Source organism: Duncaniella sp. (genome assembly GCF_029056165.1).
Lineage (GTDB): Bacteria > Bacteroidota > Bacteroidia > Bacteroidales > Muribaculaceae > Duncaniella.
The window spans coordinates 1-20,546 of the sequence record NZ_JAIDBW010000050.1 but is presented as its reverse complement, the minus strand read 5'-3'; the positions used below and the strand labels follow the sequence as shown (position 1 = coordinate 20,546).

The window sequence follows — 20,546 nt, the reverse complement described above, 5'->3', positions numbered from 1 at the left end:
AATGATTTTCCTTATTATTACCGTTATGCTGATTCTGCTTGAATTAGCATACTTCCGTGTAGCCGACAGATTTAATATCATCGACAAACCGAATCTTCGTAGTTCGCACAAAACCATCGTCTTACGTGGTGGAGGTATAGTCTTTCTCTTTGCAGCCTGGCTTTATGCAGCATTCTTCGGATTGACCTATCCGTGGTTTATAATTGGACTGTCGTTGGTCGGATTGATAAGCTTCATCGACGACATCCATTCGCTCCCCGATAGTGTGCGTTTAGTTGTACAATTCACGGCTATCTTCCTAATGTTCTACCAGTTCGGGATACTTAATCTTCAAGATTGGTGGATGGTGTTGATCGCACTTATAGTATGTGTAGGCATTATTAATGCCTACAACTTCATGGACGGTATCAACGGTATCACAGGTGGTTATTCAATTGCCGTACTGGTCCCACTGATATATCTGAACGGAATATACGACTTTATCAGCCAACCTTTCCTTTATACAGTTGGAATAAGCCTGATGGTATTCTGCTTTTTCAATTTCCGCAAAAAGGCAAAATGCTTCGCAGGAGACGTCGGTTCGATATCCATAGCATTCATCCTACTGTTTGCCTTAGGTCTGTTGATCCTCAAGACTCAAGACTTCTCCTACATAGTCTTTCTTGCAGTATATGGTGCTGATACTATCCTTACGATCTGTCACAGAATCCAGTTGCACGAGAATCTAGGGGAAGCCCACCGCAAGCATGCCTACCAGATAATGGCCAACGAGCTGAAGATACCCCATACCACCGTCTCGTCTTCCTATATGGCAATTCAGCTACTGATATCTGCCGGACTGATATATCTGCCTATAAATCACTATCTCTATCTCGGAATAATCATCGTGGCCCTTACAACAGCATATCTGCTCTTCATGAAGAAGAATTATCATCTCCATGAAGAGTATCTAAAATCCAAGTTATTACAATCATGATTATCAATGACGAACTCCTTGACAAAATAACCGCAAAAGCCGCGGAGAGTCCTCGACTCCGGATGAATTACAACTTTCACGACAGCCTCGAAGCGAAGGCTCAGAGGTTGGTCAACGTATTACTGCCAGGAACGGTCCTGCCGATTCATCGCCATAGGCACACCGCTGAGACCTACGTGTTACTTCGAGGAAAGATGTTTGTTGTGTTCTATAACGACCTCGGCACACAGATCGAGCGTTACCTACTCGACCCTACAATAGGGAATTATGGTGTACAGATACCGACCGGACAATGGCACGGAATAGAAGTCATAGAACCGTCCACCATATTCGAAGTCAAAGACGGCCCATACACCTCCCTTCAACCGGAAGATATGCTTGATTAAAATTTATTGCTATCCGATAAATTATTACTATCAGAAACAATGCTCTCTTCCAGATATTAGCCAAGTTAATTCAGATAAAATCAACTAAAAAGGTCCGGTTCCTACAAAGCATCATGGACTTTAAACGCTTTGAGAGAATCGGTCCTTATACTTTTATTTTTACCCCCGATTTTTCTACTGAAATTAAAAATCCACATCAACCGAATGAATTAGTTTCGTTAGCACAAAAAAATTACCGCAGATCACCAAAATGATATTCTGCGGTAATTTTTGCGGAGTGAGCGAGATTCGAACTCGCGAGCCGCTTTTGACGACTACACGCTTTCCAGGCGTGCCTCTTCAGCCACTCGAGCATCACTCCTATTATTGTCGTAATTCTGCCATACGGATTCAATCACACAAAAAAAATGATTATACAGCTTTATTACGGCTACAAAGGTATGGAATAAATTCGGATTGTGCAAATTTTTTTCACGCTCTTGATTGTTTATACTCTTAATCAGTATCTCCTACAGGAAATACTGCGTTATCCCACCTTCCACTGACTGAATTTTGAGCAGTACTTTTCCATCCTCATTTCTAAAATTTGAAAAGAGGACTTATTATTTCTCGAAAAATCATTAACTTCGCATACTCAACTTCTTATTCACTCCTCACTCTATCTTCCAAATCCTCTAAAATACTTCCTCTTATATGCAAACAATGTCATGGGACAGGCTGATAAACGACAAGCGTTTCGGGCTTGAGCACTTCCACGATCCTAAGAAGGGATCGAGGAGCGACTTTCAGCGCGATTATGACCGCCTTGTATTCTCCTCCCCTTTCCGCCGTCTCCAGAATAAGACACAGGTATTCCCGCTACCCGGAAGTATCTTTGTCCATAATCGCCTCACTCACAGTATTGAGGTATCCTGTGTAGGACGTTCGATGGCAGGTGAGATAGCCGGTGTCCTACGCGAGAAATACGCCTCCGAACCTTGGGTAAGCAAACTCGACTCCATCGGCGAGATCGTAGCAGCTGCCTGCCTCGCCCACGACCTCGGCAATCCTCCTTTCGGACATTCCGGTGAGAAAGCCATCTCTACATATTTCAGTGAAGGCGAAGGCAGAATACTTGAAGCAGAACTGACGCCAGAACAATGGGCCGATCTGACACATTTCGAAGGCAATGCCAATGCTTTCCGACTCCTCACCCACCGTTTCAACGGCCGCCGGCCCGGAGGATTCGCCATGACCTACTCCACTCTCGCGTCAATCGTAAAATATCCTTTCGACTCAACTCTCGCCGGTAATCATGGCAAATTCGGCTTTTTCACCTCCGAAAAGGACGATTTCATAAAAGTTGCCGACGAACTCGGCATGATACCGTTAAAAGAACCTGCAGGCCAGATCAGATACTCACGCCACCCGCTCGTATATATCGTTGAGGCAGCCGACGATATATGCTATGAAATCATGGACATCGAGGACGCGCACAAACTAAAGATACTCTCTACGGAAGAAGTCATCCCTCTATTCCTAAACTACTTCGACGAGGCCCGCCGCGCCCACATCGTGCGCATAATGGCGGATGTCGATGATCCTAACGAAAAGATAGCCTATCTCCGTTCATGCATAATCGGTGTCCTTGTCAACCGATGTGCCGAGACCTTCATCGAGCATGAGGAGGAAATATTGTGCGGACAGTTCAAGGGATCGCTTCTCAATCATATCGCTCCGCTCGAACGCAAAGCCTATCGCGACTGCGAAGCCCTCTCTTGGAAAAAGATCTACAGTTCCGGCGATGTGGTGGATATCGAACTCGCCGGTACACGCATCATCTCCTTCCTGATCCACGAACTCGTCAAAGCTGTCCGCTACCCCGATCTAAACTACTCGCGTCTGCTCCTCGCTAAAGTCCCGCAGCAGTACGAGACCCAATCCCCGTCGCTCTACGGTAAGATACAGGCTGTGCTCGACCACATCTCCGGTATGACCGATGTCTATGCGCTCGACCTCTACCGCCGGTTAAGCGGAATGAGCCTGAAAATCAACAACTGATCCCCCACTCCACTATAATCACAACACATGAAGACCACCCGTCAACGATTCTATATACTGCTCATCGCCATACTCGCAGCCATACTCCCCCTTCAGGCAATCACAGTCGATGAAGTGCCGAATGTCCACGTGGCTGACCGGACTCAATATGTCTCTAATCCATCCAACGTCCTCTCGCCGGCGGCAGTCAGCCGTCTAAACTCAGCAATAGGATCGCTTTGGGACAATACGTCCGCCGAACTTGTCGTTGTCGCTGTCGATCAGGTCGATGATTCGATGACGCCGGATGAATTTGCAACGCGCCTGTTTGAAAAGTGGAAAATCGGTAAGAAAGACAATGACAACGGTGTCCTCGTCCTCCTCTCGCGCGACGACCATAAGGTCATCATCCGTACCGGCTATGGGGTAGAAGGCGTGCTCCCCGACATAATTGCCGGACGCATCATCCGCAACGAGATGCTCCCCTATTACCGCGAGGACAACTATGACGAAGGCACGATAGCCGGAATATCCACCATCATCGGAGCACTCAGCGATCCGAACGTGGCCGAAGAACTGAAATCGAAATATGCCAATGACTCCCGGAGGGCTGACGACGACCTTTCCGGCACAGAATTTTTCAATCTTTTTCTCGGTTTTGCAGCAGTCGTGGGGGTGGCCATGTTGATTCTGGTGATGTATGCCATCTCATCGTCACGTCGTCTTGACGATGTGCAGCGTTACCGTAGTCTCGACCAGTACCGCACACTTGTACTCTTCGCTACCTTCCTCTCCTTGGGCATGGCACTCCCCGCCTTCCTGCTTCTTGCATGGAAGATGAAGCGTGTGCGTCGCCACAAGCGCAACTGTCCCCACTGCGGTACTCAGATGGAACTCATCGACGAGGAGCACGACAACGACTTCCTCACTCCGGCGCAGGACACCGAAGAGCGTCTTAATTCCATTGACTACGACGTGTGGCACTGTCCCAAATGCTATCAGACGGAAATTCTACCCTATATCAACCGCCAGACAAACTACACTGTCTGTGACCGCTGTGGTGCGCGTGCCATGTCGCTTGTCGATCGTCGCACACTCCGTCAACCCACAGTCCGCACCGAAGGTGAAGGAGTCGATATTTATATGTGTAAGAACTGCGGGAATCAGCATAACAAACGTTTCCGTATCGCCAAAAAGCCCGATCCGGCCGCAGCTACCGTGGCCGGATCAATCCTCGGCAGTACGCTCGGCGGACACGGAGGAGGTGGCGGTTTCTCCGGCGGCTCATTTGGTGGAGGCATGACCGGCGGTGGAGGCGCAAGCGGATCATGGTAAAATGCTTTATCACCACGCTGGCCGATTTCCTTTGCGGCTATCCCCTCTTCATATTGCTCATCGGAGGAGGATTCTTCCTTTTCTTCTATTCCGGGATGGTGTCCGTGCGCAAACTGCCCGACGCCATCCGCGAACTTCGCGGTAAAAAGTCACGCGAATCCGGATCACAGATATCATCCGTTCAGGCACTCATGTCCGTTGTGGCTGCCACGGTCGGGATGGGCAACATAGCAGGTGTAGCCATAGCCCTTGTAATGGGCGGTCCGGGAGCAATATTCTGGATGTGGGTGAGTGCCCTCGTCGGCATGTCAACCAAGTTTCATGAAGGCGTCCTCACCACGCGCCACAAACTCATGAGAGCCGACGGTGGCACTGACGGAGGAACAATGTATATCATTGACCGCGGACTCGGCAGACGCTGGCATTGGCTCGCCATCACATTTGCTGTCGCCGGTATGCTCGGTACACTGTGTATCATGAATGCCAATCAGCTCACCGAAGCGATGGTCAGCGCGTTCACCACTCCCGAATGGCTTCGCTCCAACGCAGTCATTTCCGGTCTGACATCCGCCATAGGCTGGAGCCACGAGTCGTCGTTCCGTCTCCTTGTCGGACTTGGAATCGCACTAACAGTGACTATCGTAGTGATCGGTGGAATCAGACGCATAGCCGGAGTGGCCCAGTGGCTTGTACCCTTCATGGTCGGACTTTATTTCATAAGTGTCGTCTATATAATCGCCACACATATCAGTGAAGTTCCCGGAGTGTTCCGCAGCATATTCGCCGAGGCATTCAATCTGCGTGCCGGTTGGGGCGCGCTTGCAGGCATAGCCATTATCGGCGCGAGACGTGCAGCCTTGGTTAACGATGCAGGTGTCGGCACGGCTACCATCATGCACGGAGCATCAGCCAATGCATCACCCGTCCGTGAAGGTCTTATAGCCATGCTTGGGCCAAGTATCGATTCCGGCCTTGTCTGCACACTTACCGCTGTCGCCCTGCTTCTCTGCGGCGACTTTCAGGCTGTTGAGGGTGTCAAGGGTCTTGACGTGGCCATGAAAGCTTTCGGAAAGGCCATACCGATGGGTGAATTTCTGTTGATGGTGATCGTGCTCTGCTTCTCGCTTTCATCCATGTTCAGTTACAGTTTCTATGGCAACCGCTGTGCGGCATATCTTTTCGGAGAGCGTAAAGCCAGATTCTACACGTGGTTTTTCATAATCACACTCATTGTGTTCGCAGTGATCCCATTAGGTGTCGCCATCGGATTCTGCGATCTATTCTATGCACTTATGGCATTTCCGACCATGATCACGCTACTGCTTCTGCGCAGACAAGTCAGGGAGGAAGTAAAAATGTTTGAAGAGGACAGTAAATCAACTGCCCGCTGATACAATATTATTTTGCCTCCCTACTCCGTAGGGCCGCCCACCGACCGATGGAATACACCTTACGGATAGGTATAAAAATAAGAGGTCGGGCGTCACATAAACATCACTGCCTCCGTGAAACCCGAGCACTCTCGGTTATAAATAATTAACCTAACGTATATTTCTAATTAGTCTTAGTCGATATTTCAAATGATGGTCATTGACCATTTTTTGTCTTAAATTCTACCTGTAATAACAACTGCTAATCCAGCAAAGCGGAATAACTGTACAAAGTTAAGTAAAAACTAAAAATTACCCCCCCCATTTTTGTTAATTAATGTTAAAGCAGGGCTAAATGACGTAAATTTGTCATTCAGCCCTGCTATTTTCTTTAAAAGATGCCGTATCAAAAATCAACTCAGTTGTAGAGCCTACGCTTGTGCTGGCCGAATTCTACGCCGTAACCTGAATCACATTGCCTTAAATTTCGGCCAGTGCAAGGACAGACTATATTATCAATTCTGATACAACCACCTAATTATTCATTGCTAAGATTAGCGTATGATCACTTTGGACACCTTAGAACCCTGACGACGGATGACGAGCTGACCGGCAGCAGGCTCATTCACGCGCATACCCTGAATGTTGTAGTATTCAACGGGAGCGTTCTCGTCAGCAGCTTCGATTGCCTCGATTGCAGACTCACCACCTTCACTGGCGGGGAAGGGAACAGCATAAATGAATCTGATATAATTCTCACCGGAAGCAACCCATTCTGATTTTTCTGCATCCCACTTTGAGTAAGCACCACCGATCATGATGGTTACCTCATAGAATTTTTCGTGCTCTGCATTTTCGATAATCTGTATGGGGCTTGCAAAATCAACACCTACAAGGATATTTTCAATTTTGCCAAAATTCACGCCATCCTGCTTGAAGATAAAGCTACCGTTAAAGTCATTGATGGAGCACATTTTGTAGTAACCGGCAACAGTCTGGATCTCACCGAGACCGCTTACGGGATTAGAGTTAAACATTGTGTTTGTCTGTGTAGGATCTGCGCCCTCATTAGCAAGTACCCACTGCAGAGCTACAGTAGTGTTACTTCCGATAAAGTTCTTGAAAGTACCTGTCATTGTAGCAATATCAAATTCAAAAGGCATTACATAATTATCAAAAGCCTTATTAAATATGCCTGAACCGGAACCTAATATTGAGAAAGTCTCACCTTCAACGGGAGCGGGCTCTTCAGCACCACCACGGGTAATCTCAAGCTTAGTGATAAAGAGGTTAGTACCTGCAGAACCACGGGTCATATCAAAAAACTTGCAGCCGGCAGCAGATGCGGGAACAGTAAAGGTCTGAGTGCTGGGAGCAGGATCGGCTTCACCATCAGGATTGATGTTGGCAAACTGTTCGGTTGAAGCGATAGAGTTATCCGTATTTCCATCAAAGAGGAATTCAACAGTCACAGCCTTACCGGACTCATTCTTGTTACGGTAAGCTGTAACAGAAATTACATCACCCTCTGCGAGAGCCTGATCAAGAGCGACATTAACGTAAGCTGACTCAGGATATGTGCCTTTCTTACCGCAAAGACAGATGGTATAGTAAGTAGTACCATTGACTGCGTTTGCATAATTCACACGTGCTTCGTCAATTTTAGCAGAAGCTGTGCCACCTACCTGCTTTACGGCATCAGGACCTTCAGACTGCCAAGAGTAGATCACCTCAGCAGATGCAGAGAGCGTCATAGCAGCTGCTGCAAGAAGAGTAAAAATTTTCTTCATGAATGAAATAATGTTTTGGTTGGTTATAAATTATTGATTTCAGGTACAAAGACCTTATGGATTTCGGAATTACAGACAATTGCTAAATCTCGTGGCAAATATATGACATTTTTTCAATATTCTTATTATATTTTCATCTTTTTTATTCTATTTCCCCATAAAATGGATAAAAAGTATCCGTTTTATCCTATTTTTAATAGCAATTATAGAAAAAAATATCGTCCCCACCGGGAATCCGGCAGGGACGATGGAAGTTCCTATTTGTAAAGTAGGTATTTATCTACGGGGATTAGCCGTTAACCTGCTTCATGTGAGCGATGAGATCGAGCACCTTGTTAGAGTAGCCGATTTCGTTGTCATACCAGCTGACAACCTTAACGAAGGTCGGAGACAGCATGATACCTGCGTTCTTGTCGAAGATAGAAGTGCGGGGATCACCGAGGAAGTCGCTTGAAACGACTGCATCTTCAGTGTAACCGAGGATACCCTTGAGTTCGCCTTCAGAAGCTTCCTTCATGGCAGCGCAGATTTCCTCATAAGTAGCGGGCTTAGCGAGGTTGACAGTGAGGTCAACTACAGATACGTCAAGAGTGGGGACACGCATTGACATACCGGTAAGCTTACCGTTGAGTTCGGGGATAACTTTACCTACAGCCTTAGCAGCACCGGTTGAAGAGGGGATGATGTTGCCTGAAGCGGCACGGCCACCACGCCAGTCCTTCATAGAGGGACCGTCAACAGTCTTCTGAGTAGCAGTAGTAGAGTGAACTGTAGTCATGAGACCTTCAACAACGCCGAACTTGTCATTGAGCACCTTGGTGATAGGAGCAAGACAGTTAGTGGTGCAAGAAGCGTTAGATACGAACTGAGTACCCTTAACGTAGCTGTTCTGGTTAACACCGCATACGAACATGGGGGTATCGTCCTTTGAAGGAGCTGACATAACAACATACTTAGCACCTGCCTCGATGTGAGCCTGAGCCTTTTCCTTAGTGAGGAAGAGACCGGTTGATTCAACAACGTACTCAGCACCTACTGCACTCCAACCAATTTCAGCGGGATTCTTGCATGCAGTTACGCGGATGGGCTTACCGTTAACGATAAGGAGGCTCTTTTCGAGATCGAAGTCAACAGTGCCGTCAAACTTACCGTGCATGGTGTCATACTTGAGCATGTAAGCCATGTAGTCAACGGGAAGGAGGTCGTTGATTGCTACTACTTCGATATCATCGCGCTTAGTTGAAGCACGGAAAACGAACCGACCGATACGGCCAAATCCATTAATACCTATTTTTGTCATAATTCTTATAAAAAAATTGGGTTTTTAAATATTTTCCTATTGAAACAAGTATTGAACCGCGGGATTAAAAAGTCTGCGTCTTACAAAATGAGGACATCCCCACACCTGCTTACAGACGACGCGCTCTTTAAAACCGCCACAAAGTTACTATTATTTTTTTGATTTGGGAATAATAATAATGTCGTTTTTTATCGCATTTTGGATAAAAAAGCTAAATAAAGCTTGCAAAGGATGGAAATAATTTATTTTTGATTTATTTTTGCAAACCACAAACATTTTTTCACACCCATTTGTTATCATTGCGTGTTGGGTATGCTTTATTCAGTCCACTACCCGACCCCCTATGTCTGCTTCAACAAATAATTAATTCAACATTATGTCTTTAATCAAAGAATTCAAAGAATTTGCCATGCGTGGCAATGTCATCGACATGGCTGTCGGTGTTGTGATAGGCGCAGCCTTCGGTAAAATCATTTCATCCCTTGTCGATGATATCATCATGCCGCTCGTCGGTGTGGCCACAGGAGGCATGAATTTTACCGATTACAAATTCGTGATTCAGCAAGCCGTAATCGACGGCACTACGCAGGAGGTTATCAAGCCTGAAGTAACCCTCAACTGGGGCACTTGGATTCAGACCATCGTTGATTTCCTCATCGTAGCCTTCTGTATTTTCATCGCCATCAAGGCCATCAACCAGCTCAAGCGCAAAGAGGCCGAACCCGCTCCCGAAGCAGCACCCGAACCCACCAAGGAAGAAGTCCTGCTTACTGAAATCCGTGATCTGCTTAAGGAAAAGAACTAAAAGCTTTCCAGACCGATTCCAGCCTGTCCATACATATACCGTAAAGGCAAAGACTCAGAGAGTGGGTATGCCGGCAATCCATTGTCCGACATATCTACTCTTAAAATTATTTCTCCCCTGCACCAATCTTAACTCTCCTCTCACAGACATCAATTTCCACACCATGAAATTTTTAAAACCGGTGCTATGCACTATGGCAATCATAGTTTCGCAAAACGTGTTTGCCGATACAGAGATCATGACCACTATCAACGGTCAACCCGTCGGAAAAGATCTCATAAAACTTACATTTGAATCCAATCTCGTCACACTCACATTCAGCGACACGACATCACAGACAGCCGAAATGGATGCCGTAATTATAACTCTCGACCACGAAGCATCCTCCGCTCTCGAAATGACTACAGCAGATCCTGCAAAAGTAAACGGTGTGTATGACATCATGGGCCGTTATCTCGGTGAAACTCCGAAAGGACTTAAACAAGGCATCTACATCATTAACGGACAGAAAGTATATATAAAATGAAACAACCTCTCACCTCTCACACATTACCTCTGATCCTCACAGCGGCTTTTACGCTATGTGTTACAGCTGGCAACGCTCAGAACAGCGAAACAGATCACTCCGTCAGACTTGACCTGACAGCCAAACAGATTCTTCTAAAAAAGTCGGACGGCGATCTGAAATGCTATGATACTTCACAACTTGAAGAAGTCGAGCTTGACAAAAGCAATGGAAAAGTAACGGTCCGACCTAAAAGCGGAGATTGGAAAGATGAATATGTTAAAAACGTCACTTCCATAAATTTCACAAAATCACCGGAAACTGCTGATGAAACCGAGATCGTCAACGGTGGTATCAATATGACAGCCGCCGGAGGATGGCTCGAAAATGCGTATTGCAAATGGGATCTCCTCGACAGTGCTACAGGATATCGTGTATATATTAAAGGAGGCCGTTATGCCGATTATACCCCCATTGACCGCGAGCTTGTCCGCAACTATGGGACTTACGGACGTGCCGACATGCCCGGACTCACGGAGGGGATCTACAGCATGAAAGTCATACCTGTCATAAATGGCAATGAGAATCCTGAACAGGCAAGCGAGGCAAAAGGCATAAAGGTAAGGGCATACGACCGCAGTGGCTTCGCACATCTGAATTTCAGCGGTGTCGGTGCATACAAGGATGACGGCACGCTCAAAGATGACGCCCGCGTAATCTATGTAACCACTTCGACGGCCAAAACCGTCACATGCAAGGTAAAGCAGAGCAACAAGGACGGCGACGGAACTCTGATCACCGGACTGCAGGCCATCATTGATGCCTATCAGAAAGGACTGGAGACACGACCGCTGGCCATCCGCCTAATCGGACTCATCAAGAAGGATGATCTTGACAAGATCAGCAGTTCGGCCGAAGGGCTGCAGGTCAAGGGTAAAAACAACACAATCCCGATGAATATCACCATCGAGGGGATCGGTGAGGATGCCACAACATGGGGTTTCGGTTTCCTCCTGAGGAATGCCTGCTCGGTGGAGCTACGCAATTTCGCAAATATGCTCTGTATGGATGATTGCGTGTCCATCGACACCAACAATCGTAACTGCTGGGTTCACCACCTTGACCTCTTCTACGGCAACACCGGCAGCGACAGCGATCAGGCCAAGGGAGACGGAACTATCGACATAAAGAGCAATTCACAGTACATAACCGTAGCCTACAATCGTTTCCACGACAGCGGTAAAAGCTCCCTCTGCGGCATGAAGAGTGAAAGCGGACCGAATTATATCGACTATCACCACAATTGGTTTGACCACAGTGACTCCCGTCATCCCCGCATCCGGACCATGAGCGTACATGTATGGAACAACTATTTTGACGGATGTGCGAAATACGGGGTTGGCGCGACAATGGGTGCGAGCGTATTTGTTGAAAACAATTTCTTCCGTTCATCCAAATATCCCATGTTGATCTCTCAGCAGGGACATGATCCGGAAGGAAGTGCGGGTACATTTTCCAAGGAAGACGGAGGCATGATCAAAAGTTACGGAAATGTCTATGCGGAGACTGTCGGAAACGACCGATTACTACCGATCACACAGACGGTCAGCGCACGGTCATTTGACTGTTATGAGGCTTCTGCGCAAAATGAGCAAGTACCATCGACCTATAAAACCATTCACGGCAACAACACCTATAATAATTTTGACACAGACCCGACATTGATGTATGCCTACACTCCCCTATCGGCAATCGATGTACCGTCAGTCGTCACCGGTTATTACGGTGCCGGCCGAATGAACCACGGGGATTTCACATGGGATATGACCTATGCCGGTGCAGACACCGACTATTCAGTTATCCCGGCCCTGAAATCGGCACTCCAAGCCTACAAAAGCACTCTTGTAGGAATATTCGACTAAACAACAATATTATGGCAAAATGAACAAGGATGAACGGTGCTTCAAAAACACCGCTCATCCTTGTTTATTTTACTAAGCGTTACGGATGACGCTTATTTAACCGACCTTATACGGATTTGACGATCAATAGGCGAACATCGGATAAGGCTGCATGGTAGCATTTACCTTAGCACGTACAGCAGCGATATTTTCGGCACTTTCCGGATTGCGGAGCACAGTGTCGATCATTTCTGCGATTTCGAGCATGAGAGGTTCTTTGGCACCACGTGTAGTGATCGCAGGTGTTCCGAGGCGGATACCCGAAGTCTGGAACGGGCTGCGTGAATCAAACGGAACCATGTTCTTGTTGGCAGTGATATCGGCCTGTACGAGAGCCTTCTCAGCCACCTTACCTGTAAGATCGGGGAACTTGGTGCGGAGATCAAGGAGGATACAGTGGTTATCAGTACCGCCGGAAACGATATTGTAGCCCATGTCCATAAGAGCCTGTGCGAGGACGGCTGCATTCTTCTTAACCTGAAGCTGATATTCACGGAACTCAGGAGCAAGAGCCTCACCGAAAGCCACAGCCTTAGCGGCGATGACATGTTCGAGCGGACCGCCCTGCACACCGGGGAACACAGCCGAATCAAGCAACTGCGACATCATCTTCACGACACCCTTGGGAGTGGTCTTTCCCCACGGATTCTCGAAGTCCTCACCCATCATGATCACACCGCCGCGAGGACCGCGGAGAGTCTTGTGAGTAGTAGATGTAACGATGTGGGCATACTTTATCGGGTTGTCAAGGAGACCTGCTGCAATCATACCTGCAGGATGAGCGATGTCAACCATGAAAATAGCACCAATTTCGTCGGCGAGACGACGCATACGCGCATAGTCCCACTCACGGCTGTAGGCACTTGCACCACCTACGATAAGACGGGGACGCTCGCGGCGTGCCACTTCCTCCATCTGTTCGTAATCCACGCGACCGGTTTCACGATCAACGTTATATTCAAGAGCCTGAAACATCAGACCTGAGAAATTGACAGGGCTACCGTGTGAAAGGTGTCCGCCATGACTGAGGTTGAGACCGAGGAACTTGTCACCGGGATTGAGGCAAGCCATGAATACTGCCATATTGGCCTGAGCACCTGAGTGGGGCTGGACATTGGCCCATTTTGCACCGAAGAGCTCTTTAAGGCGTTCGATGGCTATACTTTCAGACTCATCAACCACCTCACAACCGCCATAGTAACGGTGGCCCGGATAGCCTTCGGCATATTTATTGGTAAGACACGAACCCATGGCACGCATCACCTGATCACTGACGAAATTCTCGGATGCGATAAGCTCGATGCCTTTTTTCTGACGCTGATGCTCACGCTCGATAATGTCGAAGATAACTTTGTCCTCTTTCATAGATAAATATAATGAATAATGTTTTGGTCTTTACTTATTTTACGGTAATTCCGGTGGAATCAATCATTTTTTCTTCACGCTCCAGCCGAACCGCCCTATCTCCGGACCCTGTTCGAAATAGTGACCGTGGGAATAGTTGACGAGTCCTGCCGCTCCGAGATCGAAAGCTCCGGTCTCAGGATCGATAAGTGACTCCTCGGCAAGTACGTTGACGACATCGGCTATAAACATGTCATGACTGCCGAGACGCATTATCTCTTTAACCCGACATTCTATACACACAGGCGACTCCGCTATGTAAGGCGCAGACACTTTGACACCCTTGACCGGAGTCAGACCGGTCTCCTTCCATTTGTCATAATCCCGGCCGGAACGCACACCGGCCCAATCCGTGGCACGTGCCATGTCAGCAGTGGTAAGATTGATGGTAAATTCCATCTGCTCCTTTATAAGCGGATAAGAAAATCGTTCGGGACGGACGGAAATATAACACATAGGCGGATTTGTGCACAGCGTACCTACCCATGCCACTGTAAATATATTGTTGTGAGCCTCATCACCACAGCTGACAAGCACTGCAGGGAGAGGATAGATCATCGTGCCCGGTTTCCAAGAGACTTTCATGAACTGCGTCGGCCGAAAGGTTTTTAGGATTGATTCATCAGATAATTTTAGCATCGATGCTGCGCACCGCCTGCGAACAGTAGTGACAGCTGATAGTCACGTCGTCACGGTCAATGACATGGAAGCGTGTGCGCATCGGCTCATTGTTGGTGATGCACTTGGGATTTCCGCACTTGACAATACCAACTATCGTTTCCGGAAGAGTCACGGGGAATTTCTCCACCACTTCATAGTCACGTATGATATTGACCACTGCAGTCGGGGCAATCAAGGCTATGCGGTTGAGCGTCGCTTCTGGAAAGAACACATCGGCAACCTTTATGATACCTTTCTTGCCGAGTTTCTTACTGTCGAGATTATTGCCGATAGTGACAGCACCGGTAAGTTTCTCGATACCGAGGATCTTGACGGCCTTGAAAAGCGATTCGGAGGGTATATGATCGATCACAGTGCCGTTGCGGAGAGCGGCGACCGCGAGTTCTTGTTTTGAGACTGTCATAACTTTTACTTCGTTAATCTGTTTCTATATGAAGTATCCTTTTTTGATCTCACGCATCTATGCCGAGCGCACGGCAGATGATAGCCTGACGGGCATAGAGACCGTTGCGTGCCTGCTCGAAATAATATGCATGGGGGTTGTCATCGACATCCTGCGCGATCTCGTTGACGCGAGGCAGCGGATGGAGTATGCGCATGTTCTCCTTCGCACCGTCGAGCATCGAGTTGTTGAGATTATAGAGATCCTTCACGCGCTCGTATTCCATAATGTCGGCGAAACGTTCGCGCTGCACGCGGGTCATATAGATGATGTCGCTCGTGTTGATCACCTCCGGCGAGAAGTCGGTATGCTCAGTGTAGGCAATGCCGTTTTCATCACAGAAAGTCTTGTACTCTGCCGGCATACCGAGCTCTTTGCATGCCACGAAACGGAAGGTCGGGTTGAAATAACGCATGGCCATCAGAAGCGAGTGGACAGTACGGCCATATTTAAGATCACCGACAAGCGTGATGGTCAGATTCTCAAGAGTTCCCTGTGTCTTGTAGATCGAGTAGAGATCAAGCATCGTCTGTGAGGGATGCTGATTAGCTCCGTCACCGGCATTGATGATGGGGACATCAGTCACCTCCGAAGCATAGCGGGCGGCACCTTCGAGATAGTGGCGCATGACGATCAGATCCACGTAGTTGCTGACCATCTTGATGGTGTCCTTCAGAGTCTCACCCTTTGACGAACTCGTGGTGTTGGCATCGGAAAAACCGATTACCCGACCGCCAAGACGGTTGACTGCGGTTTCAAAACTCAGACGCGTGCGGGTTGATGGCTCGAAAAAAAGCGTTGCCACTACGCGGCCTTCAAGCAGACGGCGGTTAGGATTCTCCTCAAAACGCCGGGCCATGTCGAGAAGCGAAAGTATCTCGTCACGACCTATGTCGCTTATTGATACAAGACTATTGGTGTTCATTGCAGTGAAATGTTGAAATGCTTCATGAGTTCACTGCAAATTTACTCACTTTTCAGCAAAAAAACATCATAATGGCTTCGAGATTTTAACAAAGGCGTAAAATGGCCGTCAAAATCCGTCATTGCTCCTGACCGAGCTGCGCACGGAGTTCGCGTATTATGGCAGATGTCCTCCGATTGATCAATATACCAATGATCATCCCGACAATGCCTCCGGCTATACATCCGTAGAGATAATAATGGCCGAATGTCTCGGTGAAAGTGAAGCACATATATATTACCAACGGAAATCCAAGAGTCATCCCGATCGTGCGAAGCCTTATGCGGTCACGGTCGATATCGGCCACGGTCAGCATGGCCTCACGCACGGACATCTCGGAGAAATTCAGGCGCGAGATGCGGCGGTAATTCCTGAAATGACTCATGCCCATGAAAACAAAGAATGCCATGCTCAGTATGGCAAGGGTCGGTGACTGATGCAGATAAGGTACCATGACCACAAGGCCCAAAAGGCATATCTGAGCGAGCACCCTGCTCATCCGGCCCAGCCTGTCGCGCAAGGTGGTGACACGTCCGTTGGACATGCGTGTCAGTATTTCATCCGGTTCACTCCCCGTATATTCCGGCGGCAGATTGAACGAGTGCCAGTTATTTTTAAGATCGTTGATATCCATTTTGTATCAGTGTTTATTCCCGGTTCAAATGTAATAAGTTTACAGATATTCAGATTAATCATTCATCCCTGCTGCCACCATCGACAAGACGCTGCTTGATACGGCGCAGACGCGTAGCGACATTGTTGCGTGTGAATCCCGTCACCTCCGCGATCTCCTCGTAACTCCGCTCGTCGAGCCACATAAGTATTATAGCCTTGTCGATCTTCGATAGCTGCGAGATCAGCCTATACATCTCCTGAAGCTGCTCATTTCGCTGGCCGTCGTCAGCCACGAGCCCCGATGCCATGTCAAGCGAAGTCATTTCGGAGGCGTGACGGTTGTGACGCCTGTAAAATGTCACGCAGGTGTTGAGAGCCGTGCGGTAAAGCCATGTCGATATGGCCGCATCGCCACGAAAAGAGGCGAGGCCTTCCCAGATATTGGCCAGAACCTCCTGATAGAGATCCTGAAAATGGTCGCGGTCGGTAGCGTACATATAGCACACCTTATAGAGAAGCTGACGGTTGTCATTGACAATCGTCAGAAATCGTGCTTCTTTTTCGGTTGATGCCATAATCGTAGATCAGTTATATTATAGATCCATCGCTGCCGGTGGCCGCTTGGGGGATGATTTACAGTTTTTACTTCGTTAGACGCAATATTCAGCAAAAAGTTGCACCCCGACTGAAACTTTTTCAAAAAGTCTGCGTCTAACCCAATAAACAAACGAATCATTAACCACAGAATCACTTACAGACAAATGGATATACTGCAAGTAGAAAACGTCAGCAAAGCATACTCATCACATCTCGCGCTCGATGACGTATCACTCTCTGTCCCCGAAGGCAAAGTGTATGGACTTCTCGGCCCTAACGGTGCCGGCAAGACAACCCTCATCCGCATCATCAACCATATCACAGCTCCCGACAGCGGCCGCGTGTTGTTCGAAGGCCATCAGCTCACTCAGGCAGACGTGGAGCATATCGGCTACCTCCCCGAAGAACGCGGCTTGTACAAGAAGATGAAAGTCGGTGAGCAGGCTGTATTTTTCGCACGCCTGAAAGGGCTCTCCAAGCAGGATGCAGTCCGCGAACTGCGCAAATGGTTTGAAAGATTTGACATCCTTTCGTGGTGGGACAAGAAAGTCGAGGAACTCTCAAAAGGCATGGCGCAGAAAGTTCAGTTCATCGTCACCGTGCTCCATCGTCCTAAACTACTTATCTTCGACGAACCGTTTTCCGGTTTCGATCCCATCAACGCCACTCTTCTCAAGGATGAGATACTGAAACTGAAAGAGGAAGGATCGACGATTATCTTCTCGACTCACAACATGTCGTCAGTCGAAGAGATATGCGACAATATCACCCTAATCAACAAGAGCCGCAACATACTCAGCGGAAACGTCGATGATATCCGCCGACAATATTTCGGCAACCGCTACGACATCACCTTCGACGGCGATCCACGCCAGCTGATGGAACAGCTTCAACCTCTCGGCGGCGAGTTTGCACTTCTCGATCCCGATGCACAGGGTCGTTACAGGCTTAACTTCCATCTCAACGACGACGCTACGCTGCGCGATGCAATCACGGTAGCCAATTCAACCGTAAATATCGCCGGCATAAACGAAAGCATCGCTTCGATGAACGACATTTTCATCCGTGCCGTCAAAGAGGACGGAAGAGATGTAGAACTCTGACGCGCACACGTCCGTAGCCAATCTCAACAGACAAAATATTCAATTCAATAAATACCAACTATCAACCCCTGTCCACCCACGGATTCCCAAGGGAACAGGAGATAAATAAAGCCCAAACCCTATGTCACAGTCCAAAATAGGTATAGTGATCGAGCGCGAATACATGGAACGCGTCAAGAAAAAAAGCTTCATCATCACCACCATCCTCATGCCGATCCTGATGCTTGTCCTCATGGGTCTCCCGGCCTTGATCATGACCAACATCGATGCATCGATCACCAACGTTACCGTCATTGACAACACCAATGTCATACTACCCGAACTCAAGGACTCGAAATCAATTAAATTCCGTCCGGCAACGGACGCTTCGGTTGATTCGGCTCTGACCCGCGAAGGCACTGACGCTGTGCTCGTGATTCCGTCCGGCATATTTGATTCCAAACGTACCAACCTAAAGTTCTACTCCAACGGCCCGTCGTCCGTAGGAACTGAAAGCGACATAATCAATCAGATCAGCGATATAGTCGAAGCCAAACGCCTGAAAGCATACAACATTGATAATCTCAACGAGATACTCGAAAGCGTTCAGCCTGACATCGTGCTCACCACCGTGCGTGCCGACAAGGGAAGCGAGGAAAGCAGCTCAACTGCATTCAGTTATGCCGTCGGTGTCGGCATGACATTCGTGCTTTACATGTTCCTCCTCATCTATGGCCAGATGGTCATGACCTCCATCATCGAGGAGAAGGGCAACCGCGTGCTTGAAGTCGTCGTATCGTCAATTAAACCGGCTCAGCTTATGATGGGTAAGATCATCGGTGTGGCACTCGTAGCCGTAACCCAAATGATCATCTGGGGCGTACTTCTCGCAGCTATGTCGGCTTATCTCCTCCCGGCTCTTCTCCCGGCCGACGCTATGGCCGATGTCGCCGCCGTTCAGGCAGGAAACTTCGACCAGATAAGTGACCCGTCCAATATTGAAATGATTCAGGCCGTAGGAATGCTCGGCGACGCTGGCCATATTATCTCGCTTGTCGCACTCATGACAGTGTTCCTCGTGTTCGGCTTCCTGCTCTACTCCTCGATTTTCGCTGCGGTAGGTTCTGCTGTCGATAACATTCAGGATGCAAGCCAGCTCACATCGTTTGCAGTCTTCCCCATTATCTTCGGTCTGATTTTCGCACTCACGGCCGCAGCCGACCCTATGGGCAGCATAGCCTTCTGGCTGTCGTTATTCCCCCTGACCTCCCCGATGGTCATGGTAGCGCGCATCCCGTTCGGTATCCCGACATGGGAAATCATACTCTCACTCGTTCTCCTTGCCGCCGGTTTCATCTTTATGGTGTGGTTCGCCGGCAAGATCTATCGAGTCGGCATCTTCATGTACGGCAAGAAACCCTCTATCAAAGAACTCATCCGCTGGGTCAGCTATAAATAATCCTTTTCTCCGAAGGATCAATAAAAAAGCCATTACTGCCCGGCCATGAGCGACTGGGCAGTAATGGCTTTTTTTATTCTCTAATTTGTAATCCTTTTTTGCTGTATTCGGTGAAATTTCTTATTTTTGCATCAATATGCCTTTATATATTAGTATGCGCGCACGATTGATTAAACTTTTGAACTTCTCGCGTGTCTAAACTATATAAACTCAAATTGATAATCTCACTTCTCAACATATCCTTCAGACAATGAACCTCAAACGATTTACACTTTTCATGACAACCGCTCTGGCGGCCTCCGTAATGGTGTCGGCTCAATCATATTTTGACGACGACATCTACTACAATGCGTCCAAGGCAACCAAGAAGCAGACTGTCAGCAACGGCAATTCAAATTCATCGAAAAAAGCCGTCGTGGTTTACGACTATCCCGCCGCCGATACCTATTCGATCAACGGCACTCGATCGATAAGCGTCGATGAATATAATCGTCGTGGAATCTTTGCGACCGATTCACTCAGCGCGGACACAACCGCTACTGACTTCGCTTACACCCGTCGCATCGAACAGTTCTACAATCCTCAGGTTGTGAGCGGTTCGGGCGATAAGGAACTGGCCAATATATATTACATGGAACCTGACGAGGTAAATATCTACGTCAATACTCCTTCAGCATACTGGGGCTATGACTACTTCTACCCCTACAGCGCATGGAACTCACCCTACTGGTACAACAACTACTGGCGTTGGAATTCCAGCTGGTACTGGGGTTCATGGTATGATCCTTACTGGTCATGGAACTGGGGATGGGGACCCTCATGGGTCTGGGGGCCTGCTTGGGGACCGTCTTGGGC

The 20,546-nt window shown here is 48.1% G+C and carries 18 protein-coding genes, 1 tRNA gene and 1 pseudogene; 11 read left to right on the top strand and 9 right to left on the bottom strand.

The window, feature by feature from the left end:
* The first annotated feature begins 25 nt into the window (after positions 1–25).
* Together K2G41_RS11045 and K2G41_RS11040 are read left to right on the top strand one after the other, a co-directional pair.
* Positions 26–976: a glycosyltransferase family 4 protein gene (locus tag K2G41_RS11045; RefSeq protein WP_300118162.1), complete on the top strand. Its 951-nt coding sequence runs from the start codon at positions 26–28 to the stop codon at positions 974–976.
* Positions 970–1,362: a WbuC family cupin fold metalloprotein gene (locus K2G41_RS11040; RefSeq protein WP_300118185.1), complete on the top strand. Its 393-nt coding sequence runs from the start codon at positions 970–972 to the stop codon at positions 1,360–1,362. The genes K2G41_RS11045 and K2G41_RS11040 overlap by 7 nt, the downstream gene beginning before the upstream one ends.
* A gap of 273 nt (positions 1,363–1,635) precedes the next feature.
* Here the strand turns inward: K2G41_RS11040 and K2G41_RS11035 are convergent.
* A tRNA-Ser gene (locus K2G41_RS11035) sits at positions 1,636–1,723 on the bottom strand.
* 341 nt (positions 1,724–2,064) lie between these two features.
* On the opposite strand from K2G41_RS11035, the gene dgt reads away from it, so the two are divergent.
* The 3 genes from dgt to K2G41_RS11020 are packed head-to-tail and all read left to right on the top strand — an operon-like array spanning position 2,065 to position 6,107.
* Positions 2,065–3,402, top strand: coding sequence for a dGTP triphosphohydrolase (dgt, locus tag K2G41_RS11030; protein WP_300118183.1), 1,338 nt, complete (start codon positions 2,065–2,067; stop codon positions 3,400–3,402).
* Positions 3,403–3,429: 27 nt separating this feature from the next.
* Positions 3,430–4,716 (top strand): YgcG family protein, encoded by a 1,287-nt coding sequence (locus K2G41_RS11025; RefSeq protein ID WP_300118160.1) that lies wholly within the window; start codon positions 3,430–3,432, stop codon positions 4,714–4,716.
* The gene (locus K2G41_RS11020) at positions 4,710–6,107 is read left to right on the top strand and encodes an alanine/glycine:cation symporter family protein (protein WP_300118158.1); all 1,398 of its coding nucleotides are present in this window, start codon (positions 4,710–4,712) and stop codon (positions 6,105–6,107) included. The genes K2G41_RS11025 and K2G41_RS11020 overlap by 7 nt, the downstream gene beginning before the upstream one ends.
* A gap of 533 nt (positions 6,108–6,640) precedes the next feature.
* Here K2G41_RS11020 and K2G41_RS11015 read toward each other — a convergent pair.
* Both K2G41_RS11015 and gap read right to left on the bottom strand, forming a co-directional pair.
* On the bottom strand, positions 6,641–7,876 hold the full coding sequence (locus K2G41_RS11015) for a hypothetical protein (RefSeq protein ID WP_300118156.1): 1,236 nt from the start codon (positions 7,874–7,876) through the stop codon (positions 6,641–6,643).
* A gap of 289 nt (positions 7,877–8,165) precedes the next feature.
* A complete protein-coding gene (gene gap, locus K2G41_RS11010; protein ID WP_300118154.1) occupies positions 8,166–9,176 on the bottom strand; it encodes a type I glyceraldehyde-3-phosphate dehydrogenase in 1,011 nt (336 codons plus the stop codon).
* Between the two features lie 373 nt (positions 9,177–9,549).
* Here gap and mscL point away from each other — a divergent pair, with 373 nt between their 5' ends.
* The 3 genes from mscL (at position 9,550) to K2G41_RS10995 (ending at position 12,408) form a co-directional block, all read left to right on the top strand.
* Positions 9,550–9,981: a large-conductance mechanosensitive channel protein MscL gene (gene mscL / locus K2G41_RS11005; protein WP_366145423.1), complete on the top strand. Its 432-nt coding sequence runs from the start codon at positions 9,550–9,552 to the stop codon at positions 9,979–9,981.
* A 193-nt stretch (positions 9,982–10,174) separates the two neighbouring features.
* Positions 10,175–10,507: a hypothetical protein gene (locus K2G41_RS11000; RefSeq protein WP_300118150.1), complete on the top strand. Its 333-nt coding sequence runs from the start codon at positions 10,175–10,177 to the stop codon at positions 10,505–10,507.
* A complete protein-coding gene (locus K2G41_RS10995; protein ID WP_300118148.1) occupies positions 10,504–12,408 on the top strand; it encodes a pectate lyase in 1,905 nt (634 codons plus the stop codon). The genes K2G41_RS11000 and K2G41_RS10995 overlap by 4 nt, the downstream gene beginning before the upstream one ends.
* A gap of 123 nt (positions 12,409–12,531) precedes the next feature.
* Here the strand turns inward: K2G41_RS10995 and glyA are convergent, their stop codons facing one another.
* From glyA to K2G41_RS10965, 6 genes are all read right to left on the bottom strand, one after another.
* Entirely contained in the window at positions 12,532–13,812 is a 1,281-nt protein-coding gene (glyA, locus tag K2G41_RS10990; protein ID WP_300118146.1) for a serine hydroxymethyltransferase, read from the bottom strand.
* A gap of 63 nt (positions 13,813–13,875) precedes the next feature.
* Positions 13,876–14,436, bottom strand: a complete 561-nt coding sequence (locus tag K2G41_RS10985) for a flavin reductase family protein (protein WP_300118144.1) — start codon at positions 14,434–14,436, stop codon at positions 13,876–13,878.
* A 37-nt stretch (positions 14,437–14,473) separates the two neighbouring features.
* Positions 14,474–14,935, bottom strand: a complete 462-nt coding sequence (gene pyrI, locus K2G41_RS10980; RefSeq protein ID WP_300118141.1) for an aspartate carbamoyltransferase regulatory subunit — start codon at positions 14,933–14,935, stop codon at positions 14,474–14,476.
* A 49-nt stretch (positions 14,936–14,984) separates the two neighbouring features.
* Positions 14,985–15,899, bottom strand: a complete 915-nt coding sequence (gene pyrB / locus K2G41_RS10975) for an aspartate carbamoyltransferase (RefSeq protein ID WP_300118139.1) — start codon at positions 15,897–15,899, stop codon at positions 14,985–14,987.
* Positions 15,900–16,017: 118 nt separating this feature from the next.
* Positions 16,018–16,572: a hypothetical protein gene (locus tag K2G41_RS10970; RefSeq protein ID WP_300118137.1), complete on the bottom strand. Its 555-nt coding sequence runs from the start codon at positions 16,570–16,572 to the stop codon at positions 16,018–16,020.
* A 58-nt stretch (positions 16,573–16,630) separates the two neighbouring features.
* On the bottom strand, positions 16,631–17,128 hold the full coding sequence (locus K2G41_RS10965; protein WP_300118135.1) for a sigma-70 family RNA polymerase sigma factor: 498 nt from the start codon (positions 17,126–17,128) through the stop codon (positions 16,631–16,633).
* A gap of 186 nt (positions 17,129–17,314) precedes the next feature.
* On the opposite strand from K2G41_RS10965, the gene K2G41_RS10960 reads away from it, so the two are divergent.
* The 3 genes and pseudogenes from K2G41_RS10960 to K2G41_RS10950 all read left to right on the top strand — a co-directional run.
* The gene (locus K2G41_RS10960; protein WP_300118133.1) at positions 17,315–18,253 is read left to right on the top strand and encodes an ABC transporter ATP-binding protein; all 939 of its coding nucleotides are present in this window, start codon (positions 17,315–17,317) and stop codon (positions 18,251–18,253) included.
* Between the two features lie 121 nt (positions 18,254–18,374).
* Entirely contained in the window at positions 18,375–19,691 is a 1,317-nt protein-coding gene (locus K2G41_RS10955; protein WP_300118131.1) for an ABC transporter permease, read from the top strand.
* A 250-nt stretch (positions 19,692–19,941) separates the two neighbouring features.
* Positions 19,942–20,546: pseudogene (locus K2G41_RS10950) on the top strand (hypothetical protein); the annotation flags it as partial.